The sequence below is a fragment of the Sphingopyxis fribergensis genome (assembly GCF_000803645.1).
GTDB lineage: Bacteria > Pseudomonadota > Alphaproteobacteria > Sphingomonadales > Sphingomonadaceae > Sphingopyxis > Sphingopyxis fribergensis.
The window spans coordinates 1,627,728-1,652,676 of record NZ_CP009122.1; the positions used below are offsets into that span (position 1 = coordinate 1,627,728).

The window sequence follows — 24,949 nt, forward strand, 5'->3', positions numbered from 1 at the left end:
AGGCGGTGACGGTGGGGGATAGGTGGCGAGCCGCTCCCGGATGCGAGCAAAGAACTCGTCGGGGTCGATCGGTTTAAAGATCGTCAGTGGTAATCTCCAAGGGGTCGCGGCCGGTAAAGGGTAGGGGAATGGGAGCATCCCGCTCCGCAGCGAGTGCCCTTATCCGGTCGGAAAGGGTTGGCGGCTCGGGCATTTGGACAAGATCTGCCGCAGACGACTCTATTGCCTCTGACGCTGGACAGGTTCTGCCGCAGATTGTGTCCGCCAAGGGGTCGGGAGGGTCGATTTCCGGCGTTTGGACAAGTTCTGCTATACTACAAGTAGTAGTAAGAGCAGGTTGCCCCCCGCCTTCCGAAAGGCCCGACAGGATAACCTCGACCACCGCGAGCGAGACGCGCTGTGTTTTGCCCTCTGCCGTCACCCGGATGCAATCGTGGGCACCGTGGCGGGCAATGGCGAAGGTGCGCTGCCCGATAGTGAGGGTGTCGCTGGTGCGGCTCCCTATTCCGGCGAAGGGTGTAGCGGCGAGGATGCTGCCGCCACGGGCAATCCTTACAGCTCGCTTCACAGCGGACGGGGATTTGCAGGTAGGCGGCAAGGTAGCTCCACGCTGCTCAAACAATGCAGCGATCCGCTTTCGTAGCGTCGGTGACATGGGCTTGCTGAAATGGGAGCTGGGGTCAAATCTGCCTGCCTCCAGCCGGTCGTTCAATCTCTCAACATCGGCCTTGTTCGTTGCAGCCAAGGCTGTGTCGCTGTCGAACCATTGACCCACCATATTGACGATGGCGTCACCGTAGCCCGCTGGCTTCTGGGCATAGGCCAGGGCGGTGAGATTGACCCGGAGCCGGGCAGCCTCGGGATGCTGTTCTTTGTACGCGTCAACGCCGGATTTGCCCTTATAAAAGGCGACCTGCCGGAGCTGTTGCGTATGGTGCCGCTGCCGATCCCCCGGCGTCATTCCCGACAGGTCAGCGTCGTGGCTGATCCCTTTGGGAAGAAGCGGGCGATCGGTCACGTTGGGCCGTAGTCCCACGGCTGGTTCATATCGGGGTGGTCGCTGAGAAACCGGGCCATCATAGCCTTATGCTCGGAGGCAGGGCCGGTGAGGTTCCAGTCCCCCCAATGAGGGGACGGCCCGTGAATAATTCCGAGCTGTGTCTTGGTGTCGGAGAGAGCCGCGGCGTCACCTGCTGGATCACGGGCGGGCATGAGGACTATCTGCACGGAACCGAGACACGGCTTCTTTATGCTGTGCGGCACGACCACTTAGCTTTCGTAGCGCCCATGCTGGGTGCGGGATTTCTAAGAGGTCTACCATGTAGCGGAAAGCAGCCATGCGGTTGGAGTTGGTCTGGAAATATTCGATCACGGCGGGGCTGTGCTGGATTGCAGCGACACCCCGCGCCGAAACCGCGAAGGTATCGGGGGTAGCCATGATGATCCTTTCGGCTTGATTGAAAAAAGTACGTTATTCGAGATAGGTATTCCTCGCGCTTGCCCGGGCACGTTTCAGGGTTTCGAGCAGGCACGGCGGGGCGCCAGCACGGACAGGGCAGTCGGAACGAGCAGCCTCCTCCCGGCGCCGGGACAACCACGTCGGGCACGTAGGTTGGAAGGAGGCTGCTCACCCGAAATTGGCCCGAGGGACCACGAGGAAATCCCGGCGCACAGGAGAGCGCAGCAGGACTAAGCCGGTCGAACACTTCCAATTCAGACTTGGAAAAGTTCTATTGTTAGGGCGGTATCAATTCGGAAACCCGCAGTTTCCTTTGGCCTGTCTCCCAACAAAAAGGCACCCGTCGCGATGACGAGTGCCTCAACAGGTCCAGTTTGAGCGGGGTCTAGCCTTCGCCTATCATCCTTGCGATGCGGGTCTGGTTTCGGCGCTCCCTAATCTCGTCCCTGCGGTCCACGAGTGGTTCCGGCTTATGCTCGATGATGACGATCGCCTCGGGGGCGGGGCGGTTCTCGGTGTTCTCCCGGGCCTCCACGTCTGACAAATGGATGCGCCATAGCTTCCCACCAAGGCGGAAGCCGGGGAGGTCCCCGCTGTTCAACATCTCATACACTAGCGTAGTGCTCACGCCCCACCGTTTAGCGAGCATCGAAGGGCTTAGGAGGGCGCTCATGCGGGCACCGCCTGTGCGAGTGCCGCGCGGCCCTTGGTAAGCTTGGCAATCACGGCGTCGAGCTGGTTGAGGACATGAGGCAGGGCCGCGTCCAATTCGGCGGCGCTGCACGGCTCCTTGTTACAAAGCCGGGCATACAGCCACGGGTCCGCCCCGGCGAAAAAGCAGATGTCGCTTGCGGACATGCTGCCTTCCCGATCCAGATACCGCAGCGCGCTGGTCATCAACTGTTCCCTCGACATAAATACTCCTGTGCTCCCGCCCCCATTGGCGTGTTTGCAGGGCTTGGATAGCGAGCAGTTACGGGACAAAAAACAGGGTCGCTTTTGATGGACCCGGTTAGAACTGAACCTGTCACGCGACGAGATCGCGGTTTGCGGTCGGTGAGTGGGTAGGCTACTCGGACTGGCCGAGAGCCCGGTACACGCTCGCCCGGCCTATCCCCAGCTCGGCAGCGATGGCACTAGGTCCCATGCCTTCCGCCTTGAGCGCCCGGACCTTCTCCGTGTCCACAGACGGCTTACGGCCACGATAGACCCCGGCAGCTTTCGCCTTGGCAATGCCCTCCATTTGCCGCTCCCGGCGCAACGCGGTTTCAAACTCTGCGAATACACCGAGCATTTGCAGAAACGCTTTACCCGCTGGAGTTGACGTGTCGATGGGCCGCTCGGTGGCGCGCAGGAAGGCGCCCCGCTCTTTGATTCGGGCTACAATGCTCTCCAGATCGGCAACGCTGCGGGCGAGGCGGTCAATGCGGGTAACCATCAATGTGTCCCCGGACTGTAGGAAGGCGAGCACGGTTTCCAGCATGTCGCGGCCCTGTGTGGTTGTGCCCGTCATCTTCTCCGATCGTATCGGGTCACACCCGGCAGCGCGCAACGCGGCCTCCTGTATCGCGCAATCCTGATCGGTGCTGCTGACGCGAGCATATCCGATTGTCGCCATATAATCCTCCTTGTCTCAATAGGCTCTAGATGGTGAGGCAATATGTCTCGCAAATCCATATGTCAACCCTATTGAGACGGGGAATGTGTCTCGCCGCATTGTCTCGTATCGGTTTACCCATTTGATACGGGTCGCCTCGGACAGACTATAGGCATGGATCGGTTTCAATCGCCGCGCGCGCTGTGGCAGCCCAGGGGTACCCCACCGGGGGGAACCGCGCTCACAGATGGTCAGAGTTGCCCCCTCGGATGAGGATACCGATTTTCGATTGGCCGCCCACTAGCACTTGGCCGGGATGGCCTCTATATGTTCTTCGGCGGGCATTCGGGGGCGATCTATTTCATGGCTGGTAAAGGGCATAAGAACAGTCCCCCAGAGGAGCAGGCGACGGCAACCTCTCCCGCGCGCTTTGGCCTAAAGCGGCTGACAATAGCCGGCCTGCTAGTCGCCGCAGGTCTCTTTCTGGCGAATGAGACTGCTGCTTGGGTCCTAAACAACGCGCTCGATTGGCTGCGGCAGAATTGGGCCTTGATCCCTTGGATGCAGATAGTGGGATTGGTCGCTCTCGCAAGCGGCGTGTTGGTGGTAGTATGGCCAAGAAAAAAGACCCCACCGCCGCCACCTCCTCCCACCCGGTCGGCCCGAATACGGGCGGCGTTTAATCAAGGAAAGGCGATAGCGGACGCCGTCTCGAAAGATCGACGCCTCAAATCGTTCATGCTTGATTACGCCCGCGACCTGACTGTTCTCGCCGCTAATGCTGATAGTGTATTTCTTACACTAGAAAAGGAAGGGTTCCCGGTGTTGCGGTGTCCCGATGTATTGAACGCCGAGAACTATCTTGTGGGCGTCCAAGGGTATTTTTCGACGCTGTACCCCCTAATCCGCGATGGCCACTTCGATGAAGCCGAGGGACTGGCCAGCGATGTGGCGGCCGGGTTGGTAGAGCAGATGCGTTCCTTCAACCCGAGGAACTGGTTGTACAGTCCTCATTGACCGCAAAAGGTTCGCGAGAAGGCCGCGGGCTTGCCGTGGCTTGGCCCGGCTGCTACACAATGCAGCACATCGCGTAGCACATGGCCTTCGCTAAGTGTTTGATTTTACGAGACGTGGGTAAAATCCCTCCGTCTCCGCCACCTTTTTATGCCCAAACGTCCAAAGCGATCCGAGAAAATCCCAAGGATTTCTAGGGCTTGCTGGGCGATTCGTGTCTCTGCATCCTCTGCGGTCCGGACCCAACTGAACAGGCTTTCCGTCTTCTCGATCCGAAGGGCGTCGCGCCCGGGCCGCCACGGCAATGGCGGCGGCCTTTATCTTATAGTCCATAAAAGCGGCGCAAAACGGGCGAGGTGCGCGGCGTGATCTGGGAAGAGTTTAATCTGGAGCGCAAGCTCGGGACCATCCCGCCGCACCGGATGAGGGCGAACCGCGAGCATGTCGTGCCGCTACGCGCCCGTGCGATCGCGATCGTCGAGCGCTGTGCCGAACTCGGAGATCGGGAAGCGAGCTGCAAGAAGGGTCTGCCGCTCTCCGACAATAGCTCAGCAAGTTGATGAAGGAGCGGAAGCAGCCGTACACGTCTCACGGCTTCCGTTCGTCCTTCCGCGACTGAGTCAGCGAGGAGACCAACTGTCAAGGCGAAATCGCCGAGGCCGCGTTCGCGCATCTCGTCGCCGACAGGACCGAGGCGGCCGATCGCCGCGGAAAACTGCTCGGCAAGCCCCGCGTGATGAGGGAGGAATGGGCGCTCTGCTGTGAACCCGCTTTGCAGCTTCCTATTTGCGATAAAATCGCCGTGCCATTTGGGTGAATATGAAGTTGGGTTCCGAATGACAGCTTTGCGCCTGGTGTCGGCCGTAGATGGCGAAAGTGCGGGTACCTGAAAGCCGCCGTTCGTTGAAGTCGGGATAAAGCCTCAGCACTCGCCCCCTTAGCTGTCGTAAAGGCCGCGGCCTCGCAATCTGAAAGCGGGTGCGTTAGCCGGACTGAAACCCCCGAAGCACATATGGCTGGGCTGCAAAGCCGCTTGTGAAAACCGGCCGTCGGGCGTTAGGGGTGCCCCATGGCTCAGCATACCGATTCCTCACAATCAATCGCCGTGGGGAGCCGCGGTTGAACAAAGGCAAACTCAATGAGGGCGCGCGGCCGACGATGGCCGATGTCGCGCGCGAGCTGGGTGTTGCGAAAATTACCGTTTCGCGGGCCCTATCGAACCATTCGACGGTCAAGGAAAGCACACGCGCGCTGATCCGCGAAACCGCCGAGCGCATGGGTTACCGGCTCAACGTCGCGGCGCGCAATCTTCGGCAGCAACGCACCCGGACGATTGCCGTGGTCATCGAAATGGCGCCATCGCACGACCGCTTGATGAGCGAACCCTACCCGTTATCGCTGCTTGGCGGCATCATGCAGGAACTCACCGCGGCGGGGCAGAATATGGTGCTGACCACGATCGACCTGTTTGCCGAACATCCCCCCTCGATCGACGGCGTGATCCTGCTGGGGCAAGGGGTGCATGACGACGCGGCGGCGGCGATCGAGGCGATGGGGCTTCCCTATGTCGTGTGGGGGGCCGCGCACGGCCCGCCGGGGCGTATCGTCGTCGGCAGCGACAATCGCGACGGTGGACGGATCGCCGCCGATTATCTGCTCGGTCGCGGTCGCCGCGAGCTGATATTCCTTGGCGAAACCCAGCACGGTGAGGTCGAAGACCGCCTGATCGGGTTCGAGGCCGGGCTCCGAGGGAGCGAAGCTGTCATCGTCGACCGGATTGCCTGTGCCTTCACCGCAGCGGCGGGACGCGAGGCGGTGAACCGCCTGCTCGACCGGGCCAAATGCTTCGACGGCATTTTCGCGGCGAGCGACGCGATCGCGATGGGGGCGATCGAGGCGCTGGCGGCGCGCGGCCTCACGGTCCCCGGCGATGTGTCGGTCGTCGGCTTCGACGATTCGCCGGGCGCGTCGATCTTTTCGCCCAAGCTCACCAGCGTCCGCCAGGATTGGGCCGTTGGTGGCGAACTTCTGGCGAAAAAAGTGCTCGATCTCGTCGCTAGGCGGCGGGTCGTGTCGCACGCCATGCCGGTCGAACTGGTCGTTCGGGACAGTTAGCGCAAGTTGGCGAAGGCGCCGCTCGGGGTGGCTTGAACCGCAAAATGGTATCGATATCTTGACATCGATACCATTTTGCGGGACATCGCATCCGAGGACGCGCGGCATGAGCCTGCGCGCTGATGGTGAGGATGACGGTGGCAAATCCCGAAACGGCTTCGGAAACGATGCGGCTCGTTCTGCGTGGCGCGGATGCGGCCGGCGAACAGTCCTATGCGCTGTTCGCGCTCGCCAATGGCCTGGCCGGGGTCGAAGGTGTGGCCGACGAACTGGCGGCGGCGCCTGCCTGTTACATGCCCGACGCCTTCGTGACGCGGCCGATCGCCTATCACGAAAGTTTCCCCGGCTATGCGACCGCGACCGACACGCGCATCAAATGCCCGAGCCCGATGCTGCTGCGGCTGCATATCGACGGCGCGCCGATCGATTTTGCGCAGGCCGAGATGGTCGACGGCGGCTGCGAACTTGACTTGCAGCAGGGACGGTTGCTCCGCCAGTCGCGCTGGCGGCTGGGCGATGGAAAATTGCTCGATATCGCGACGCAGCGCATCGTGCCCCTCGACGGCGCGGCGTGCGTTGCATCGCGGATCGCAATCACGCCGGTTGATTTTTCGGCGAGCGTCCAGGCTTGGCTGACCTATGGCGCGCAGGCGGCGGGCGAGGGCGATGATGCCGGCGATCCGCGCATTTCGGGCCGTCTGCAATCGAACTGGACCCCGCGCCCGGCCCAGCCCGGCGACACGCCCGACGTGACGCGGTTCGGGCAGGATGTCGTCGAACTTGCCTATCGCCAGCATGTCGTGAGCCCCGGCGCGCAGGTCGCCGCGGTGCAGGCCGGTCATGTCGTGCGCCGCCATCTTGGCGCGGGCGAGATACTCGACATCGACCGCGTGGTCGCTTTGGCCTGCGCGCGCGGCGCGCCCGCGACGCTCGATGAACCGATCGCGCCTTTCGATGCCATCGCCGAGCGCCAGCGCGGCGCGGTGCAGCGCCTGTGGGACAGCGCCGGTTTCGCGATCGACGGCGACGAGGCGCTGACGCGCGCGCTGCGTTTCAACCTGTTCCAGCTGCACCAGTCGGCGAGCCGCAGCGCCGCGCACAGCATCGCAGCCAAGGGATTGTCGGGCGAGGGCTATGAAGGCCATTATTTCTGGGATGCCGAGGCGTTCATGCTTCCCGTCCTGGCGCTGCAAGCGCCCGAAAAAGCGCAGAACCTGCTTGCCTATCGTATCGAAAAACTGGGTGAGGCGCGCGCGCATGCCGCGGCGATGGGGCACAAGCGCGGCGCGCTTTACCCGTGGCGGACGATTGCGGGCGGTGAATGTTCGTCGCACTATCCGACAGGGTCGGCGCAATATCATATCAATGGCGACATCGCGCATGGCGTGCAGCTCTATGTCGCGGCGACGGGCGATGAGGCGTTTCGCGCGCGCTGTGCCGAGATGTTGTTCGAGACGGCGCGGATGTGGCTGGAAATCGGCGCCTTCGACGAACGGCGCGGCGGCGCCTTCTGCATCTATGGCGTCACCGGCCCCGACGAATATTCGGCGCTGGTCGACAATGATTTCTATACCAATGCCATCGCCCGGCACCATCTGGCCTATGCCGCCGACACCGCCGACTGGCTGCGCGGCGAAGCGGCCGCGGACTATGCCGCGCTCGCGGCAAGGATCGGGCTCGATGCCGCCGAAGTTGCCGGCTGGCGCAAGGCGGCCGACGCGATGTGGCTGCCGGTCGATGGCGCGGCCGGGGTCAGCCCGCAGGACGATGCCTTCCTCGGCCGCCCGCGGCTGGCGGGGCTGAAGCCGCTCGGCGAGCGCGGGCCGCTGTTGATGGGCCTGCATCCGATGATCCTGTTCCGCCACCAGATCGCGAAGCAGGGCAATGTCGTGCAGGCGATGGCGATGGACCTGGTGCCGATGCCGCGCGCGCTACAGGAACGGAATTTCGCTTATTATGAACAGGTGACGGCGCATGACTCGACGCTGTCGTCGGTCGCCTTTGCGACGATGGCGGCGCGGCTGGGGCAGACCGGAAAGGCGCTCGACCATTATCGCGAGTGCGCCTTCGTCGATCTCGAGGACCGCCACGGCAACACGTCGCACGGCCTGCACATGGCGGCGCTCGCGGGAAGCTGGCTGGTCCTCGCGCAAGGCTGGGGCGGGCTGGCGCTGGACGGCGTGGTTCCCGCGTTCAGCCCCGTCCTTCCCGCCGAATGGGCGGGTTACAGCTTCCGCCTCTGTTGGCGCGGCAGCACGATCGAACTCGCTGTCGACCGCGCGGGCTGCACTTATCGGCTCGTCGCGGGCGATGCGGTCGCGATCACCGACCATGGCCGCCCGCTGCAGATCGGCGCCGATCCGGTCTTTGTTGCGCGGCCGACGGTGAAGGGCGTGATCTTCGACCTCGACGGCGTGCTGACCGATACGGCGGAGGATCATTATCAGGCGTGGCAGATGCTCGCCGACCGGCACGGCATGGCGTTCGACCGCGAAACCAATCACCAGCTGAAGGGCGTCGACCGCGCGGGATCGCTGCGCCTGATCCTCGATCATGCGGGGGCAGAAGTCGACGCCGCCACCTTCGATGCGATGCTCGCCGAAAAGAACGACCTCTATCGCGCCCGGCTGGCCGGCTATTCACCGGCGAACCTGTTTTCCGGGGTCCGCGACCTGTTCGCGGGGTGCCGCGCGGCGGGGCTGAAAATCGGGCTCGCATCGGCGAGCCGCAACGCGCCCGACGTCGTTCGCCTGCTCGGCATCGCGGACGAATTCGATTTCGTCGCGGACGCCGGCGCGGTTCCCAACGCGAAGCCGGCGCCCGACATTTTCCTGGCCTGTGCCGCGGGCATGGGCCTGTCCCCCGAGGATTGTATCGGGGTCGAAGACGCGCGCGCCGGAGTTTCGGCCATCCATGCGGCGGGCATGGTGGCTATTGGTATCGGGTCAGAAGAGGCGCTGCCCGATGCCGACCTCAACGTCCCCGCCATAGGCGATCTTTCGGTCGGCCGGATCCTGTCGTCAGAACGGGAAACGGCGGCGCGCGGGGGCCTTTCAACCAGAACAGGAAAAGTGGAGGAAATCTCATGTTGAAGCGGACTTATCTGCTGTCGTCGATCGCGCTGTTCGTGCTGCCTATGACGGCCCACGCCCAGGAAGCGCCTCAGCCCGACGATGCGGCGGCGGCGAACGACGAAATCGTCGTCACCGGCACCGCCGGCGGCGGCATCAATCGGCAGGACGCGGCCTTCGCGATCACCAGCATCAATTCGGACGCGATCGACCGCGCGGCGCCGAACAGCACCGCCGACCTGTTCAAGGTCATCCCCGGCGTGTCGGCCGAAAGCTCGGGCGGCCAGAATGGCGCGAACATCTTCGTGCGCGGCTATCCGTCGGGCGGTGACGCCGAATTCGTCACGCTGACGGTGCAGGGCGTGCCCTTCTTCTCGCCGCCGACCTTGTCGTTCCTCGAAAACACCCAGCTGATCCGCATCGACGAAACGATCGAGCGCGTCGAAGCGGTGCGCGGCGGCACCGGCGCGCTGTTCGGCAACGGCCAGCCCGGCCTGACCGTCAACTTCGTCCAGAAGGAAGGCGGGCGCGATTTCGAGGGCCTCGTGAAGGCGAGCATCACCGATTATGGCGACCTGCGCGGCGACATGCTGCTGTCGGGCCCGTTCGGCGAAAACACCAGCTTCATGGTCGGCGGCTATTATTCGAGCGGCGAGGGTATTCGCAGCCCCGGCTTCACCGCCGAAAAGGGCGGGCAGATCACGGGCAATATCCGCCACGATCTCAACAAGGGATCGATCCTCGTCTTTGCGCGCTACCTCAAGGATCGCGGCCAGTGGCTGCTGCCGATCCCGGTGATCCGCGACGGCGACAAGGTGCGCCAGTTCGGCAATATCGATCCGGGCACCGGCGTCCTCGCGGGCCCCGAAACCCGGCTTGCGGTGCTGCCCGACGGCACGCGGACCGACCTGGCCGACGGGCGCGGCGCCGACCTCATCAACCTGGGCACCAATTTCGATTATGAGATCGGCGACGGTTTCCAGCTGCGCTATCGCGCGAGCTATCTGAAGGGGGATGCCGATACAACGGGGCTCGTCCCCGCGAGCACGGCGACGACCGCCGACGCCTATGCCGCCTCGCTTGGCAGCACGGTCGGCAGCCTGACCTATGTGAACGGCGGTCAGGCCGTGGCGGGAAGCCAGCAGGTGATCCGCGCGGGCACCTGGATCGTGCGCAAGCAGATCGAGGATTTCACCAACGACCTCGCGGTCGAATGGGACAGCGGAAACAACAAATTCACCGTCGGCGCCTATTATTCGGATTTCTCGTCGAACGATCAGTGGAACCTCGGCAACGTCCACCTGCTGACCGCGGAAAACCACGGCCGCCTGCTCGACCTCACCCTCGGCAACGGGCAGGTCGCGACGAACAACGGCTATACCCAAGGCTCGTTCTTCAACGTCAACGCCGCTTATGACGGCCGCGAATATGCCTTTTACGCGGTCGACGAGTTTCAGATTACGCCCGAACTGCGGCTCGATGCAGGCCTCCGTTACCAGAATTACAAGGCGACGGGGACGATCGAGAACAACAGCTCGGTCGACATCGACGGCGATCCCGACACGCTCTACGACAATGGCACCGCGGTGCTGAACGGCACCTTCCGCAATATCGCATATAAAAAGGGCGCCTGGTCGTGGACCGCGGGGCTCAACTACGACTTCTCGTCGTCGGTCGGCGCCTATGTCCGTTACAACCGCGGCAACACCAACCCCTTCTTCGACAATCTGCGCGACGGGATTTTCGTGTCGCCGCGCGTCGACAATTTCGAGGGCGGGGTAAAGGTCCGCACCGACCTCGTCTCGCTCTATGCGACGCTGTTCCATACGAAGTTCAAGGGCCTGTCGACGACGGTCATCACCGACGGCGCGCCGATCGCGTCGGTGGGCGGTGCGCGCAGCACGGGGGTCGAGCTCGAAGGTCAGATCCGGCCGGTCGATAATTTTTCGATCGCCTTTTCGGGCACCTGGCTGAACGCGAAGTATCGCGATTTCTTCACCGATGGCGGGGCGACCGACCTGTCGGGCAACCGGGTGCAGCGGCAGCCGAAGTGGCAATGGCGCGTGACCCCCGCCTATGACATTCCGTTCGGAGATGACGGCAAGGTCTCGCTCTATTCGACCTTCTCCTATGTCGGCGACCGTTTCTCCGACACGGCGAACGTCCAGTCGCTGCCCAATTATTTCAAGATCGACGCCGGGATCAGCGTCGATGTGAACCGGGCGCTCAGCTTTGCGGTAACCGCGGACAATCTGACCGACAAGGTCGGGCTGACCGAGGGCGACCCCCGCCAGCTCGGCGGCGGCAGCGAAGTCGTCAACGCGCGGCCGATCCTCGGCCGGTCGTTCCGTTTCAGCGCCGCCTATAAATTCTGACCTTGGGGACTTCGGTAGCCTGACTCCCTCACTGGGTGGCCGCGGCCTCTTCGCGGCCACCCCTTCTTGTTCGGGGGAGCAGGCGGGGTCGGTATCCGATCTGTCGTTATCCGCCGCCGCGCTCATGATCGAGACATCCAATCCCGTCTCGCCTAAAGGACAAGATATGGCCCGCACCCGACTGATCGCCGCGCTTATCCTGACCTATGCCGCCTTTGCGATGCTGCTCAACAGCGTCGGCACGGTGATCCTCCAGTCGATTTCCAGTTTCGACGTCACCAAGCCGCAGGCCAGCACGCTCGAAGGCTTCAAGGATATCACCATCGCGGTCGTGTCCTTCGCCACGGCGAGCTATCTGCCGCGGATCGGCCTGCGCAATGCGCTGATCGGCGCCCTGATGCTCGCGATCCTCAGCTGTATCGTCATGCCCTTGTTCGGCAGCTTCAACATCGCGCGGCTGCATTTCGCAATGGTCGGCGCCGCCTTCGCAGTGGCCAAGGTAGCCGTTTATTCGATGATCGGCCTCGTTACCGACAGTCCGCGCAAGCACGCCAGCCTGACCAGCCTGATCGAGGGCATGTTCATGGTTGGGGTGCTGTCCTCCTATTGGGTGTTCAGCGCCTTCATCGATCCGACGGGCCTTCGCTGGCTCGATGCCTATTGGGTGCTGGGCGCGATCACCGCGCTGGCGCTTGCCCTGCTGCTGTCGGCGCCGGTCCAAGAGCATAGCCTGCACGAAGGCGATGAGCCGGTGGGCGAGGGCGCAACCGCATTTGCGCGGATGCTCCGGCTGGCCGCGCTGCCGCTCGTCCTCGTCTTTGTCCTGTGCGCTTTCGTCTTTGTGCTGATCGAGCAGGGCATCCAGAGTTGGCTACCGACCTTTAACAACGAGGTATTGCACCTGCCCGCGCAAATGAGCGTGCAGGCAGCCAGCCTGTTCGCCGCATGCCTTGCCATCGGGCGGTTCGTAGCGGGCGCGGTGATGGCGCGCTTCGACTGGTATCCGGTGCTCAATACCTGCCTTGCGGTCCTTGCGGCGTTGATCCTTCTCGTGCTGCCGCTCGCCGATGGGCTCGCGCAGGGCGCGATCCACAACTGGCGCGACGCGCCGGTCGCCGCGTTTCTTTTCCCGCTGATCGGGATTGCGCTCGCGCCGATTTATCCGACGATCGTCTCGGTGATGCTGAGCGCGATGCCGAACCGGCAACATCCACCGCTGATGGGGCTCGTCGTCATTTTTTCGGCGCTCGGCGGCACAACGGGTTCGCTGATCACGGGGCAGCTCTTCGCGCATTTCGACGGGCGCACCGCCTTCACGCTGATGCTCGTCCCGACGGCGATGCTCGCGGGCGGGCTCTTTTTGCTCCGCCGCCGGATCGCGCTAGTCGACGCCGCATAGCGACCGGGCGGAGCGGCATCTGAGGCGGATCGTCGTTTTGACTCGCCGAGCGGGAGCGCAGCCGAAGCGGCGCTCCCGTCACTTTCAGGCGGCGTCGACGAGGACGATCTCGCTGTTCTCGATAGCCGTGATGCGAATGACGTCCAGATCGCTGATCGCGGCGCCGTCGCGGGCGTTGACGCGAACATCGTCGATCCGGATCGCGCCAGTAGCGGGCACAAGATATGCCCTGCGGTCCCTGCCTAACGGATACTCCGCCGTTTCACCCGCGCGAAGGGTCGCGCCGACGGCACGGGCGTCGGTGCGGATCGGTAGTGCGTCATTGTCATTGTCGTGGCCCGAGGCGAGCGTCACGAATTTTCCCGAGCGTTCCCCCTTGGGAAAGGGTTTCGCGCCCCATTGGGGCGCGCGCGGCCAGCGCAAGCCTATCGGTCGGGTAACCGCAGCGGCAATTCCGGACAGGGCCGCCGGTCTTTGAGCGAGAGGAGCCTCGATGATTCGTCCCTTGATCGCGGTGTCGATGACCTCGCTATTGATTTTGGCAACGCCAGCGTTCGGCCAGGCGCCGGCGCTTTTTGTCGACAACCGAAGCACGACCGCGAACGCCGCCGAGAGACTGGAAGAACAGGATCGCGAGATTGCTTTGCGGCTCTCGAAAATCCCGTCCGCGTCTTGGCTCACATATGGCTCGCCGGATGTTGTGGAAGAAAAGGCTCGTGACATTGTCGGTCGCGCCTTCCTCCAAGGGCATATCCCTGTTCTGGCGATCTACAATATTCCGTACCGCGACTGCGCTCTCTATTCAGCGGGTGGGGCCGCCGACAGCAGGGCCTACCGCGAATGGATCCTAGGGGTCGCACGCGGGATTGGTGATCGCGCCACTATCGTCATTCTCGAGCCGGACGGACTCGGCGTCATTCCTTGGCATCGCACCCTCGCTGGCGATATCGAGGGCTGCCGGCCTGAGGGAAAGAACGAGGGCGCAGCGGCGCAGCGATATGAGAAACTGCGCAGCGCCGTTGCGATTCTGGCCGAGCGACCCGGGGTCAGCATCTATCTCGATGGAACCGGCAGCAGCTGGCTGGCGCCCGGCGAGATCGCCAGCCGGCTGGTCAAGGCGGATGTCGCCAAGGTGTCGGGTTTCTTCCTCAATGTTTCCAATTTCGAGCGCGATGACCGGGTCATTCCCTATGCACGCTGGGTCAGTGACTGTATCGCCCTCATCACGCGCGGCGGGCTCGATCCGCGCGAATGTCCGAGCCAGTATAGCCCCGCAGTTTTCGATGACGAGAAGAGCTGGGCGGCGACCGACAAAGCCTATGATCGCCTGTTCGTGCGAACGGGGCTGAAGCGCGATCCATCGCGTCAGAAGCATGCGGTGATCGATACAAGCCGCAACGGTAGGGGATCATGGAAACCGCCCGTCGGCAAATATCGCGACGCGGAGGTCTGGTGCAATCCGCCGGGCCGGGGACTGGGCAGGCGACCTTCGCTTGAAAGCGGGAACCCCTATGTCGATGCCTTTCTCTGGATCAAGGTGCCTGGAGAGTCCGACGGAGAATGTCTGCGCGGAACGGCGGGACCGGCGGACCCCGAACGGGGCGTCAAGGCCCCGCCTGCGGGGCAATGGTTCCCGGCGCAGGCGCGCGAACTGATCGAGCTGGCGGAGCCGCCGCTACCAGCTGAATGACAGGTGCGCCTAGTTGGCAGGCGGTGCGGTCGAGGCGCGAACGAGCAATTCATGGGCATGGTCGCGCCGCCGCGGTTCGGAGACATCGCTCTTCCCGTCGAGGGCTGCGATAAGGCGATCGGCGGCGTCCCATGCCATTTGCCGAACCGGTTGATTGACGGTCGTGAGCTGCGGCCAGGCGGTCCGCGAAACCTCCGAATTGTCGAAGCCTGCCACCGAAAGGTCGCCTGGCACGGCAAGTCCGACATCGCGCGCCGCCGCGATGGCGGCTGCCGCCATATCGTCATTCTGTGCGAGAATGGCGGTCGGACGAGGGGATTGCGCGAGAAGCTCGCGCGCAGCGCGGTAGCCGACATCGTAGGTGAAGTCGCCGGTGACGATCCGCCGCTCGTCGATGGCCGCGCCCGCGTTGCGGAATGCGCGTCGATATCCCTCCATCCGGCCGAGGCTGGCTGCGTGCGACGGATCGCCGAGGATGATCCCGATGCGCCGATGGCCGATCGACAGAAGGTGCGCCGCGACGGCCTGGCCTGCGGCCGCTTCGTCCATCGTGACGACGATGCCGCGGTCTAGCTCGCTGTGCGGAGTGATCCGGCCATAAGGCAGTTTGTGCCGTTCGAGCATGTCGAGCAGCACAGGCTGGTCACAGGCCGGAGGCGCGAGAAGAATGCCGTCGAGCCCGGCACGCAGCAGGAGTCTTCCCAGTTCCTCGGGCCGGCTCGCGACATGATTGAACGGGAGGACCACAAGCCGGTAGCGTCCGTCCTCGAGACGCCCCAGCGCCCCGTTTTGCAGGTCGACGACATAGCTGGGGCTCGGGCGCTCATAGGTGAGGCCGATGAGATAGGAGCGCCGCGCGATCAGGCTCTGCGCGGCGAGATTGGGATGATAGTCGAGCTCGGCCGCGGCTTCCTTGACCTTCTGACGCACCGCCTTGCTCACATGCGGGGCATCGTTGAGAGCGCGGGAGACGGTCTTGGGCGTGACGCCGGCGACGCGCGCGATGTCGACGATCGTGGTTCGTTTGGAAATCTGCCCCTCCCGTCTTCGCCCAGGCCGATCGATATTGCCCCATAGCGCGTAATTCCATGCTTCATAGCGGCTCGCTTGACTTCTGTCGATGCACAACGGTAAACGTTGACCGAGAATCGGTAAACGTTGACATAAAATAGGGGGAGAGGGGATGAATTTGCCGCGCGGGGCTGTCATGGCGCTCGGGGTCACGTCGCTCGCGACGTTGGCTTCGGCCTCCTTTATTACGATCGCCGCTGCCCAGCCGGCTCCGATCGCTGGCGCCGCCGCGAGCGCCGAGGCAAATCCAGACAACTGGCCGGCGCGTGCTGCGACGCTCGCGCTCGATCCGGCGATCGAGGGACGCATCGACGATCTGGTCGCGGCCATGTCGCTCGAGCAGAAGGTCGGCCAGATCATCCAGGCCGATATCGGCAGCGTCACGCCCGAGGATGTCTATCGCTATCATCTCGGCTCGGTGCTCAATGGCGGCAATTCCGATCCGGGCGCGCGCTACAATGCACCGGCAAGGGATTGGCTCACCGCCGCCGACGCCTTTTATGCCGCGTCGATGAAGTCGAACGGCAAGCTGCCGCGCATTCCGGTGATCTGGGGCAGCGACGCCGTTCACGGTCACAACAATGTCGTCGGCGCCACGCTCTTCCCGCACAACATCGGCCTCGGTGCCGCGCGCAATCCCGATCTTGTCCGCCGTATTGGCGCCGCCACCGCTATCGAGATGCGCGTCACGGGGCTCGACTGGACCTTCGCTCCGACGCTTGCGGTCGTGCGCGATGACCGCTGGGGACGGACCTACGAGGGGTTCGGCGAAACGCCGGAGATCGCGACAAGCTATGCCGCGCCCTTGATCGAGGGCCTGCAGGGCAAGATGGGCGACAAGGACTGGCTGCGCGGCCCGCACATCATCGCCACCGCGAAACATTTCCTCGGAGACGGCGGCACATACGGCGGCAAGGATCAGGGCGAAGCGCAAATGCCCGAGGCGCAGTTGCGCGATCTCTTCAGCCCACCCTATCTTCCGGCGCTCGATGCCGGCGTCCAATCGGTGATGGTAAGCTTTTCCAGCTGGAACGGCGTCAAGATGCACGGCAACCGTTCGCTGCTGACGGGGGTCATGAAGGAGCGTTGGAATTTCGACGGGTTTCTCGTTGGCGACTGGAACGGCCATGGGCAGGTCGCAGGCTGCTCCGCGACCGACTGCACCGGGTCGGCCGTCGCCGGGCTCGACATGTATATGGCGCCCGACAGCTGGAAGGAATTGTACCGTACCACGCTCGCGCATGCGCGCGACGGAAGCCTGCCGGTCGCGCGGCTCGACGACGCGGTGCGCCGGATCCTGCGCGTCAAGCTTCGCGCCGGACTCTTCGAGACCGGCAAGCCGTCGTCGCGGCCCTTTGGCGGACGCTTCGAGCTGCTCGGCGGCCCGGACCATCGCGCGCTGGCGCGTGAGGCGGTCCGCGAGTCTCTCGTACTCCTGAAGAATACTGGGAGCCTGCTGCCGCTGAAACCCGGTGCCAACATTCTTGTCGCGGGCGACGGCGCCGACAGTCTCACCAAGCAGACGGGCGGCTGGACACTCAATTGGCAGGGGACCGGAACAAAGCGAAGCGATTTTCCCAATGCGCAGTCAATATGGGAAGGTATCGACGCCGAGGTGAAAGCTGCGGGCGGATCGGCCACTCTCTCGGTCGAAGGCCGCTACAGTCGGAAGCCCGACGTTGCGATCGTGATATTCGGCGAGGATCCCTACGCCGAATTCCAGGGCGACCGGCCCGACGTCGGCTATGACGATGCGAAAAATCTGGCTCTGCTGCGCTCGCTCAAGGCGGCGGGCGTCCCCACGGTCTCGGTGTTCCTTTCGGGACGCGCAATGTGGGTCAATCCCTTCCTCAATGCCTCAGACGCCTTCGTCGCGGCCTGGCTGCCAGGCTCTGAAGGCGGCGGCATCGCCGACATGCTTTTCGGAAAGGCCGATTTTCGGGGCAAGCTACCCTATAGTTGGCCGAAAGCGAGCGACCAGGCCGCAGTCAATGTCGGCGACGAGAATTACGATCCGCTCTTTGCCTATGGCTTCGGCCTGACCTTCGCCGATAAAGGCGACCTCGCCCTTCTGCCTGAAACTCGCGCCAGCGCGGCCGCGGCCGATCCCGGTCTGCTTTTCGTCGCCGGGAAACCGGGAAGCGGACGCCGCCTGATGCTCGGAGCACCCGGTGCGCTTTCCACCAATCCCGGGCCCGCGCTTGTCGAGGCGCGGGGCGCCGATCGCGCCGCGCAGGAGGATTCGGTGCGGCTTCGCTGGACCGGTGCGGGGCCTGCCGTGGCAGCGATCGTCGAGGACGCGCCCGCCGACCTGTCGCGCCAGTCGAACGGCGATCTCGCGCTCGAACTCGAGCTCCGGGTCGATACGCCGCCCTCGGCCGACGTAAGCCTCATCATGGGTTGCGGCTCACAGTGCGCAGCCGGCTTCCCCTTGCGGGCGATGCTGGCCGAGGCCGCGAAGACCGCCAAATGGACGCGGTTCGCGATACCGCTGCGCTGCTTCGAGAAGGCCGGCGTCGATATGACGCGCGTCGAAACGCCGCTTAGCATCGCCACTTCGGGAACACTCGACCTTGTCCTGTCCTCGGCGCGAATCGTCTCGCCGTCGGGGCCGACACTGCAATGCAAATAAGACTGATGGTAGGGAGGATGACATGAACAGGGGTAAATTGATGCGTGCCGCGCTGCTGGTGCTGCTTTCGACGACCGCGGCGCTGCCCGCGCAAGCGCAGGAAGCCGGAGCAGGGGATAGCGCGAGCGACGACCGTGACGAGATCATCGTCACCGCGAACCGCCGCGCAGAAAATTCGCAGGACGTGTCGGGCGTCGTGCAGGCGCTGGGCGCCGATCAGTTGCGCCAGGACGGCATCGCTGAGCTTCGCCAGCTTCAGGTTGCAGTGCCGGGTCTCAGCATCGCCAACCAGGAAGGCAATGTCGAAATCTTCATCCGCGGCGTCGGCTCGGCGAACAACACCGAGCTTGGCGATCCAGGCGCCGCGCCGCATCTCAACGGCACTTATATCCCGCGCCCGCGCGGGCTCGGGCTGATGTTCTACGACCTCGACCGCGTCGAGGTGAACAAGGGCCCGCAGGGAACGCTTTATGGGCGCAACGCGCTCGCGGGTACGCTCAATATCATCACCGCAAAGCCGCGGCTCGGCGAGTTCAGCGGCTATGCGCAGGCCGAAATCGCCAATCGCTCCTCCTATGGCGCGGAAGGTGCGATCAACATTCCCTTGGGCGAAACCTTCGCGCTCCGCGCGGCGGGCTATTATGTCAACCGCGACTATGGCTTCAAAAATGTCTCGACCGGCGCACCGGCGAACGAGCTCAAGCCCGCGGGTCTCGAAGAAAACTACGCCGGACGCCTGTCCCTGCTCTGGGAACCGAGCGACCGGCTCAGTATCTCGATCGTCGGAGACTATGGCAAGGAAACGGGCACCGGCTATCCGGGTGCCAATATCTTCAGCGCTGTCGTTGGAAGCGGTCTGCGTCCCGACAAGCTCAATCTCAAGCATGTCGTCTACCGCGGGCTGCAAGGTGACATGGAGAATGAGCTCTGGGGCGTCCAGGGCAAGATCAACTATGATTTCGGAAGCTTTGGCGCCGAACTGACGGGCAGCTATCGCTCGGTCGATTTCTATCAGGTCAACGCCTCGAGCGACGGGATCGACTACCCCGGCCGCGACCTCTCGGCGGTCCAGTACGACAATTATTCGGGCAATTTCTGGCAGACTAAATCGAAGAGCCAGATCTATGAGGCCCGCCTGTTCGCGAACGACGACCAACGCCTGCGCTGGAACCTCGGTGCCTTCTATTTCAACGAAGACCAGGCCGTCGGTTATCTCGCGCTCGCCGACCGCGGCTACTGCTGCTACTCGGCGACCGAATTTACGATGCCCGATGTCAACGGCGAGAGCTATGCCTTCTACGCCGACGGCACCTATGATGTCGCCGATCGCCTCCGCTTCCTCGCCGGCATCCGCTACACCGAGGAAAAGAAATCGCGCTACGGTATTGGCGGCAACTGGGCGCTCACGCTCGGAGGAGAGAATTTCGATTGCTGCTTCGCGACCCGCGTCGGGACCGAGGGCTTCCGGCCCGCGCTGCTCGACCGGCCCAACTTCGATGTTTCGAATATCACGACGCCGCAGGGCATGGCGCAGTTCCTGATCGAAGGGATCAAGACGCCGGGCCTTCGCGACACGCTGATCGACCAGATCGGCGCGATCGCCAACGGCACCAATCCGAACGGCACCTGTATCGACCGGCCCGATATCGACAATGGCTTCGTCAACTGCCCGGCGCTCAATCCGTCGAACACCAACGGCGGCTTCAGCTATGCTAACCTGACCATTCCCGGTCAGCAGAGCGGCAGCTCGAAGTTCAATTTCATCGATTGGCGGTTCGGCCTAGAATATGACCTCAGCGACAACAATATGCTCTACGCAAAGGTTTCGACGGGTCACAAGTCGGGCGGCTTCAACGACAGCTTCAACGGCTCACCGATCCCCGAGACCTTCAGCCCCGAAAAGCTGCTCGTCTACGAAGTCGGCACACGCAACAGCTTCGATTTCTTCGGACGCCGGGCGGTCGTCAACCTGACCGGCTTCTATTACGACTATTCGAACCAGGTCTTCCAGGACCTTACCTGCATCAATCTCGACAGCACCCAGACGCCGCCGGTCTGCAACGGCTATTCGCTCGTCAACCGCAACATCGGCGCTTCGCGGATCTTTGGTGCCGAGGCCGAAATGCGGTTCAAGCTGCCGGGTAATTTCGGACTGGATATCAATGCCGCCTATCTCGACACCAAAGTCACCCGCGGCACTGTCGCCGACGCGCGCGCGCAGGACTTTGGCGCAGGCGGAAATTCGCCGCTGATCAGTCTCGTCGGAAATCGCCTGCCGCTCGCGTCTAAAATGAATATCAGCGCACGGCTGTCGCAATGGTTCGACGCGGGTCCAGGTCGTCTCGATTGGCAGGTGCTGCTGAACTACCGCTCATCCTACTTCCTCAGCCAGTTCAACGAAGATGATATCGTCTTTCTCGACGGGACGCGCCAGAGTGCGTTAGCTGCGGGCTTCCCGGACCGGCAGAAAGGCTATGCAACGCTCAACCTCGGCATCGGCTATACGATCGACAATTTTCGCCTCGAAGCTTGGGCGAGCAACTTTCTCAATGAAGAAGTCTCGCAAAAGGCACTTGTCGGATCGTCGCTCAATATCCGCTTCCTCAATGACGCGCGCAGCTATGGTCTTCGCGTTCGCGTGAACTTCTAGCAAAAAAGGGGGCAGCCGTCCGGGCCGTGAAATGGCGCGGACGGCTGTAATGGAATGTGCGCCGGCGGCCGCGTGAAGTTCGCTCTTGATGGTGATCATGACGAGCGGTCGCCTCGTCAAGGCACCGTCGAAAACGACCGCTTCTTCCGTTTCGCCCTCTAAAGCGGATGAGGCGGATGGCTCCCGCTCCCCGTGACTCCGTCCCGCAGAGCTGCCAGTTTGTCTGCGGTGGGACATCTTTCGGTGGTGGCCTATGCGCCGCATAGGGCGAGAATTGGCAGCTGTCCGCAGGGTGGTTTCGCACTGCCTCTATTTCGACCCGACCGACGTCCGCTCGGCGCGCTACAATCCGCTGATCGAGGTGCTCAAAGGCGCGTGCGAAGTCCGCGACGTACAGAATGTCGCCGATATCCTCGTCGACCCTGTTCACCCATTTGATCTTCCTCAGCTACTCGGTTCGATATTAGGTTAACGACGTCCCTAAGCATTCCCGGGGAGATGTATCGGAACAGAATTCGATCCTAATCGTCACGGGCCCTTCGCGCTCCAGATGGTGTGGTACCAAGGGTGGAATAAGGACAGAGAAACCCTCCGTAACGCGGAAGCTACCGCCGCGTTCGTCATCCCAGCAAAAGCGGATTGAACCGATATCGACGGATAATATTCCCCATACATCGCATTTGAGGTCGTGACGGCGCAACAGCCCGGCAGGAATGTCGTCCCCATCGAACGGACCGATATGTCGATGGGAGCGGGCGCCGTCCGGTAAGCCGGGATCCCGCTCGACAATTAGCACTTGCGTCATCGTTAGAAACCCGTCGTCGCACGGATCACAAAGAAGGTGACGCCGAGGAACGCGAAACCGGCCGGAACCGCGAGAATCTGTGCCGCAACCGTGTGGCGGTCCATCGGTCCGGTCCAAGTCTGAAGCACGCCGTCGCTGCGATCGAGGGGGGACGCATGTTCGGGACCTTTCTGGGCGTGCAGGATGCCCGCAGTGAAGAAGTACATGAGCGTATAGAGCATCGAGACAATGAGCATGAAGATGGTCGCCGTATCGCGCCCCGTCGCCGCCAAGATGCCGACGAAGAAGATGCCGTAACAGGCGAACATCGTCCGCCAGATCGCGCGCGGCAACTGGAAGCCGACCTGTATCCCGCTCGTCTCATACGGGTCATTCGGTCGGTACGCGGGCTGTTCGTATATATCCTGACGCATTTCATCAAACATGGGGAAGCTCCACTTTCTTTGCCAAAGCCGCGTCGCGGTCGCGGTGAATCCAGATGCCGCTGAGCAGGCTTTCGGCGATCATCCGCGCTTTCGCGCCGATATGGTCGATCGCGGCGGGCGTCGGCGCGAGGTCGCGCAGCGCGGCGTAGAAAAGCCGCAGCCATCGATCGAAATGATGCTGGTCCAGCCCGGGAATCGCCAGATGCTTCATCATCGGGTTGCCGCTGAAGTTTCCTGCGCTGAGCAGGATCGACTGCCAGAAGCGGTTCATCTGAGCGAGATGCTTCGGCCATTCGTTGACACGCGCGGCGAAGATCGGCCCCAGCTCGGCATCGTCGCGGATCGAGGCGTAGAAGCGATCGACCAGCGCGGCGATGAACGCCTCGTCGATGCCCATCGCGGCGGCATCGCTTTGCCGCCGTTCGCGGGCGGCGAGACTATGAGGATGCGAGCTGTGCACGAGGTTCAGCCGACGGCATCAGGCCGCGACCAACTCGTCGGTCGGACCGAAAAATTCGTAGTGGATCCGCTCCGGCGACACCCCCGCGATATGGAGCCCGGTCACGAGTGCCTTCAGGAATGGCTTGGGGCCGCACAGATAGATGTCCGCTTCGTTTAACGGAGCGTTAGCGCGCAACCAGTCGACCGAGATCAGCCCCGTAACATCGTGCGTCTTGCCGATGGCGTCGCCTGCGGCGGGCTGGTCGTAAAAGGTGGAGACCGACATCGCGCCATGGCGTTCGGCCAGCCCGCGCAGATGTGATCCCATGGCGTGGGTCGCGCTATTGAGCGTGCCATGGACATAATGAGTTTCGACGTCCGGGTGATTGGCCGCAATCGTTTCGGCAATGCTCACCATCGGGGTTAGGCCGACCCCGCCCGAGAGCAGGATTACTGGGCGGCCCGTCGGGGCGTTCAGGACGAAGTCGCCAGAGGGGGGCGTTGCCTCGAGCGTATCGCCGACACTGACCTGGTCGTGAAGAAAACGCGACCCGCCAGCGCCCTCGGCTTCGCGCTTCACCGAAATGCGGTACGCTTCGTCGTTCGGCGCGCAAGAAATCGAATAATTGCGCTTGACCGGCGGCCCGCCGGGCACGTCGAGACGGAACGTCAGATATTGACCGGGCTGATGGCGAAGAACCGGCAGACCGTCGGCCGGGCGAAGGACGAAGGAAGTGATAAGTTGGCTCTCCCGCCTCTTTTCGACGACGGTGAAGGGGCGCCATCCCGTCCAACCGCCTGAGGCGGCCGTAATCTGCTCGCGGATTGTGGTTTCGCGAGCCTTGAGAACGTCGGCAAGAAACCAATAAGCTTCACCCCACGCCGTCAATATTTCCTCCGATGCGACATCGCCGAGGACCTCGCCAATCGCGCCGAGAAGCGCGGTCGCGACGGAAGGATAATGTTCGGGGAGGATATGATAGCCGACATGCTTGTGCGCGATGCGTTCGATCGTTGGTCCTAGCTGGTCGAGATTGTCGATATTCTGCGCATAGGCAAGAATTGCTGCGGCAAGTGCATGGACCTGCGACCCGCCTTCACCCTGATTACTGTGATTAAATAATGCGCGGATTTGTTCGTCTTTGAAAAGGCGCCGGTACATGGCGGCGGTGATCGCAGTGCCGTGGTCGGCGAGCGCCGGTACGGTGGCTTTGACTAAAGCAATCGTGCGCGGGGAAAGAGGTTGGGTCATGGTAACTCCCTGGTTGAATATTCAGTTAGGTTTGATCAGTTCGGAGCGGGGGGGGGGGGCAGATAACGGCACGGAGCGTTTCCGCGATCCGGGATGCCCTCGCCTGTACGGCGGCGGCGGCCTCGCGCGGGAGCAGAGCATCGGTCGTATCAGCCCAGAGGAGCAGCCAGCGATCGAACAAGGGGGGTGTGATGCGGTCCGCGTGCAGCATGTGCATGGCAAGGGGGTTGCCCTTGTATCGTCCGCTTGCGAAAACGACCGAAGACCAGAAATCGGTGATACGGTCGAGATGCTCGGGCCAGTCTGATATGACGTCGTTGAAAACCGGCCCAAGCTGAGGGTCCGCCCGCACCCTCGTGTAAAATAGCGTCACGAGATGTTTCAAATCTTCGTCCACCAAGGTCGGCTCTGTCATCTTAGCGACTCCATTAACATGTATTATCGGTGCATCTATAAGAGGCGATTGAAACATGCAATATCGATACATCATTTATTTTCGCCGTGAATGGCGCGTTATGGATCGGCCATCCGGAAGCAGCTTGTGCTCCCATCTCAGCATGAATGGATCGCGGGGCGACGATCGCGGCTGACTTGGTCTATCGCATGGCTGCTTTCCCCGAGCATTCGCCGCCGCCGCTTGTGCGCGCGCTACTCGTTGCCCAGGATGGTCACAAACTATCGCCGTGGGACCGACCGTGCGGTGCTTGCCGAGCCGCGAGCCTTGCTCAGCCAAAAGGGCGGCGACAACTTGGCTCGTGATAGGGGCTAATGACCGGCACTGGGCAGGACAGCGCGTGCGGCGCATCTTTTCCTTTGAGCGCTATCCGCGCAATGCACACGCGGATAGCGCGATTTCGCGCGCAGCCGTCGGTTCCGATTGCAGCCAATGACCCTATGCCCCCAGTCGTGTCGGGGGGTTCTGAATGCCCGTCGTCCTGACTCGCGGAGATTGC

At 62.9% G+C, this 24,949-nt stretch carries 21 protein-coding genes and 1 pseudogene; 10 read left to right on the forward strand and 12 right to left on the reverse strand.

The features are described from left to right. Positions 1-73: 73 nt before the first annotated feature. The 5 genes from SKP52_RS07680 to SKP52_RS07700 form a co-directional block, all read right to left on the reverse strand. On the reverse strand, positions 74-1,018 hold the full coding sequence (locus SKP52_RS07680) for a hypothetical protein (protein ID WP_039573572.1): 945 nt from the start codon (positions 1,016-1,018) through the stop codon (positions 74-76). Between the two features lie 180 nt (positions 1,019-1,198). Next, a complete protein-coding gene (locus SKP52_RS26005) occupies positions 1,199-1,438 on the reverse strand; it encodes a hypothetical protein (protein ID WP_148309053.1) in 240 nt (79 codons plus the stop codon). Positions 1,439-1,844: 406 nt separating this feature from the next. Next, entirely contained in the window at positions 1,845-2,132 is a 288-nt protein-coding gene (locus SKP52_RS07690) for a helix-turn-helix domain-containing protein (protein ID WP_039573576.1), read from the reverse strand. Beyond that, the gene (locus SKP52_RS07695) at positions 2,129-2,356 is read right to left on the reverse strand and encodes a hypothetical protein (protein WP_148309054.1); all 228 of its coding nucleotides are present in this window, start codon (positions 2,354-2,356) and stop codon (positions 2,129-2,131) included. Before SKP52_RS07695 ends, SKP52_RS07690 begins: the two co-directional genes overlap by 4 nt. Before the next feature lie 172 nt (positions 2,357-2,528). After that, a complete protein-coding gene (locus tag SKP52_RS07700; RefSeq protein ID WP_039573582.1) occupies positions 2,529-3,077 on the reverse strand; it encodes a recombinase family protein in 549 nt (182 codons plus the stop codon). A 306-nt stretch (positions 3,078-3,383) separates the two neighbouring features. On the opposite strand from SKP52_RS07700, the gene SKP52_RS07705 reads away from it, so the two are divergent. The 6 genes from SKP52_RS07705 to SKP52_RS07725 all read left to right on the forward strand — a co-directional run bounded on the left by SKP52_RS07705 (position 3,384) and on the right by SKP52_RS07725 (position 13,030). After that, positions 3,384-4,073 carry a hypothetical protein gene (locus tag SKP52_RS07705; RefSeq protein ID WP_039573584.1) on the forward strand — a complete coding sequence of 230 codons (690 nt, stop codon included), beginning with the start codon at positions 3,384-3,386 and terminating at the stop codon, positions 4,071-4,073. 362 nt (positions 4,074-4,435) lie between these two features. Continuing rightward, positions 4,436-4,630, forward strand: coding sequence for a hypothetical protein (locus SKP52_RS26010; RefSeq protein ID WP_148309055.1), 195 nt, complete (start codon positions 4,436-4,438; stop codon positions 4,628-4,630). Positions 4,631-5,189: 559 nt separating this feature from the next. Beyond that, positions 5,190-6,185, forward strand: coding sequence for a LacI family DNA-binding transcriptional regulator (locus SKP52_RS07710; protein ID WP_039573586.1), 996 nt, complete (start codon positions 5,190-5,192; stop codon positions 6,183-6,185). A gap of 131 nt (positions 6,186-6,316) precedes the next feature. Further along, positions 6,317-9,277, forward strand: a complete 2,961-nt coding sequence (gene pgmB, locus SKP52_RS07715) for a beta-phosphoglucomutase (RefSeq protein ID WP_228383912.1) — start codon at positions 6,317-6,319, stop codon at positions 9,275-9,277. Next, positions 9,271-11,631 (forward strand): TonB-dependent siderophore receptor, encoded by a 2,361-nt coding sequence (locus tag SKP52_RS07720; RefSeq protein WP_039573588.1) that lies wholly within the window; start codon positions 9,271-9,273, stop codon positions 11,629-11,631. Before pgmB ends, SKP52_RS07720 begins: the two co-directional genes overlap by 7 nt. 166 nt (positions 11,632-11,797) lie before the next feature. Further along, the gene (locus tag SKP52_RS07725; protein WP_039573590.1) at positions 11,798-13,030 is read left to right on the forward strand and encodes an MFS transporter; all 1,233 of its coding nucleotides are present in this window, start codon (positions 11,798-11,800) and stop codon (positions 13,028-13,030) included. 84 nt (positions 13,031-13,114) lie between these two features. On the opposite strand, the pseudogene SKP52_RS07730 reads toward SKP52_RS07725, so the two are convergent. Beyond that, positions 13,115-13,438 (reverse strand): annotated as a pseudogene (locus SKP52_RS07730) (pirin family protein); the annotation flags it as partial. A gap of 85 nt (positions 13,439-13,523) precedes the next feature. Between SKP52_RS07730 and SKP52_RS07735 the strand changes: the two are divergent. Beyond that, positions 13,524-14,720 carry a glycoside hydrolase family 6 protein gene (locus tag SKP52_RS07735; RefSeq protein WP_039573592.1) on the forward strand — a complete coding sequence of 399 codons (1,197 nt, stop codon included), beginning with the start codon at positions 13,524-13,526 and terminating at the stop codon, positions 14,718-14,720. Between the two features lie 9 nt (positions 14,721-14,729). On the opposite strand, the gene SKP52_RS07740 is transcribed toward SKP52_RS07735, so the two are convergent. Beyond that, positions 14,730-15,848, reverse strand: coding sequence for a LacI family DNA-binding transcriptional regulator (locus tag SKP52_RS07740; protein WP_228383859.1), 1,119 nt, complete (start codon positions 15,846-15,848; stop codon positions 14,730-14,732). A gap of 55 nt (positions 15,849-15,903) precedes the next feature. Between SKP52_RS07740 and SKP52_RS07745 the strand changes: the two genes are divergently transcribed. The 3 genes from SKP52_RS07745 (at position 15,904) to SKP52_RS26635 (ending at position 21,545) form a co-directional block, all read left to right on the forward strand. After that, positions 15,904-18,423, forward strand: coding sequence for a glycoside hydrolase family 3 protein (locus SKP52_RS07745; protein ID WP_081997253.1), 2,520 nt, complete (start codon positions 15,904-15,906; stop codon positions 18,421-18,423). Positions 18,424-18,445: 22 nt separating this feature from the next. Next, positions 18,446-21,073 carry a TonB-dependent receptor gene (locus SKP52_RS07750; RefSeq protein ID WP_039573596.1) on the forward strand — a complete coding sequence of 876 codons (2,628 nt, stop codon included), beginning with the start codon at positions 18,446-18,448 and terminating at the stop codon, positions 21,071-21,073. A 274-nt stretch (positions 21,074-21,347) separates the two neighbouring features. Further along, positions 21,348-21,545: a hypothetical protein gene (locus SKP52_RS26635; RefSeq protein ID WP_162483406.1), complete on the forward strand. Its 198-nt coding sequence runs from the start codon at positions 21,348-21,350 to the stop codon at positions 21,543-21,545. Here SKP52_RS26635 and SKP52_RS27450 read toward each other — a convergent pair. Genes SKP52_RS27450 through SKP52_RS07775 form a run of 5 tightly spaced genes read right to left on the reverse strand, consistent with a single transcriptional unit; the run spans position 21,537 to position 24,411 of the window. Then, complete coding sequence (locus SKP52_RS27450) at positions 21,537-21,878, reverse strand: DUF1971 domain-containing protein (protein WP_081997254.1); 342 nt, start codon at positions 21,876-21,878, stop codon at positions 21,537-21,539. The genes SKP52_RS26635 and SKP52_RS27450 overlap by 9 nt on opposite strands. A gap of 2 nt (positions 21,879-21,880) precedes the next feature. Continuing rightward, the gene (locus tag SKP52_RS07760) at positions 21,881-22,303 is read right to left on the reverse strand and encodes a hypothetical protein (protein WP_039573600.1); all 423 of its coding nucleotides are present in this window, start codon (positions 22,301-22,303) and stop codon (positions 21,881-21,883) included. Next, entirely contained in the window at positions 22,296-22,763 is a 468-nt protein-coding gene (locus SKP52_RS07765) for a group III truncated hemoglobin (protein ID WP_039573603.1), read from the reverse strand. The genes SKP52_RS07760 and SKP52_RS07765 overlap by 8 nt, the downstream gene beginning before the upstream one ends. An 18-nt stretch (positions 22,764-22,781) precedes the next feature. Beyond that, complete coding sequence (gene hmpA / locus SKP52_RS07770) at positions 22,782-23,996, reverse strand: NO-inducible flavohemoprotein (protein WP_039573604.1); 1,215 nt, start codon at positions 23,994-23,996, stop codon at positions 22,782-22,784. A gap of 25 nt (positions 23,997-24,021) precedes the next feature. Beyond that, on the reverse strand, positions 24,022-24,411 hold the full coding sequence (locus SKP52_RS07775) for a group III truncated hemoglobin (RefSeq protein ID WP_052208893.1): 390 nt from the start codon (positions 24,409-24,411) through the stop codon (positions 24,022-24,024). Positions 24,412-24,949: the final 538 nt, after the last annotated feature.

Excerpts from the sequence above, each read along its gene's own strand:
- SKP52_RS07775 (WP_052208893.1), bottom strand. The coding sequence starts at position 24,411 with ATGACAGAGCCGACCTTGGTGGACGAAGATTTGAAACATCTCGTGACG.
- pgmB (WP_228383912.1), top strand. The coding sequence starts at position 6,317 with ATGACGGTGGCAAATCCCGAAACGGCTTCGGAAACGATGCGGCTCGTT.
- SKP52_RS26005 (WP_148309053.1), bottom strand. The coding sequence starts at position 1,438 with ATGGCTACCCCCGATACCTTCGCGGTTTCGGCGCGGGGTGTCGCTGCA.
- SKP52_RS07760 (WP_039573600.1), bottom strand. The coding sequence starts at position 22,303 with ATGTTTGATGAAATGCGTCAGGATATATACGAACAGCCCGCGTACCGA.
- SKP52_RS27450 (WP_081997254.1), bottom strand. The coding sequence starts at position 21,878 with ATGACGCAAGTGCTAATTGTCGAGCGGGATCCCGGCTTACCGGACGGC.
- SKP52_RS07695 (WP_148309054.1), bottom strand. The coding sequence starts at position 2,356 with ATGACCAGCGCGCTGCGGTATCTGGATCGGGAAGGCAGCATGTCCGCA.
- hmpA (WP_039573604.1), bottom strand. The coding sequence starts at position 23,996 with ATGACCCAACCTCTTTCCCCGCGCACGATTGCTTTAGTCAAAGCCACC.
- SKP52_RS07745 (WP_081997253.1), top strand. The coding sequence starts at position 15,904 with ATGAATTTGCCGCGCGGGGCTGTCATGGCGCTCGGGGTCACGTCGCTC.
- SKP52_RS07700 (WP_039573582.1), bottom strand. The coding sequence starts at position 3,077 with ATGGCGACAATCGGATATGCTCGCGTCAGCAGCACCGATCAGGATTGC.
- SKP52_RS07725 (WP_039573590.1), top strand. The coding sequence starts at position 11,798 with ATGGCCCGCACCCGACTGATCGCCGCGCTTATCCTGACCTATGCCGCC.
- SKP52_RS07735 (WP_039573592.1), top strand. The coding sequence starts at position 13,524 with ATGATTCGTCCCTTGATCGCGGTGTCGATGACCTCGCTATTGATTTTG.
- SKP52_RS07750 (WP_039573596.1), top strand. The coding sequence starts at position 18,446 with ATGAACAGGGGTAAATTGATGCGTGCCGCGCTGCTGGTGCTGCTTTCG.
- SKP52_RS07690 (WP_039573576.1), bottom strand. The coding sequence starts at position 2,132 with ATGAGCGCCCTCCTAAGCCCTTCGATGCTCGCTAAACGGTGGGGCGTG.
- SKP52_RS07705 (WP_039573584.1), top strand. The coding sequence starts at position 3,384 with ATGTTCTTCGGCGGGCATTCGGGGGCGATCTATTTCATGGCTGGTAAA.
- SKP52_RS07720 (WP_039573588.1), top strand. The coding sequence starts at position 9,271 with ATGTTGAAGCGGACTTATCTGCTGTCGTCGATCGCGCTGTTCGTGCTG.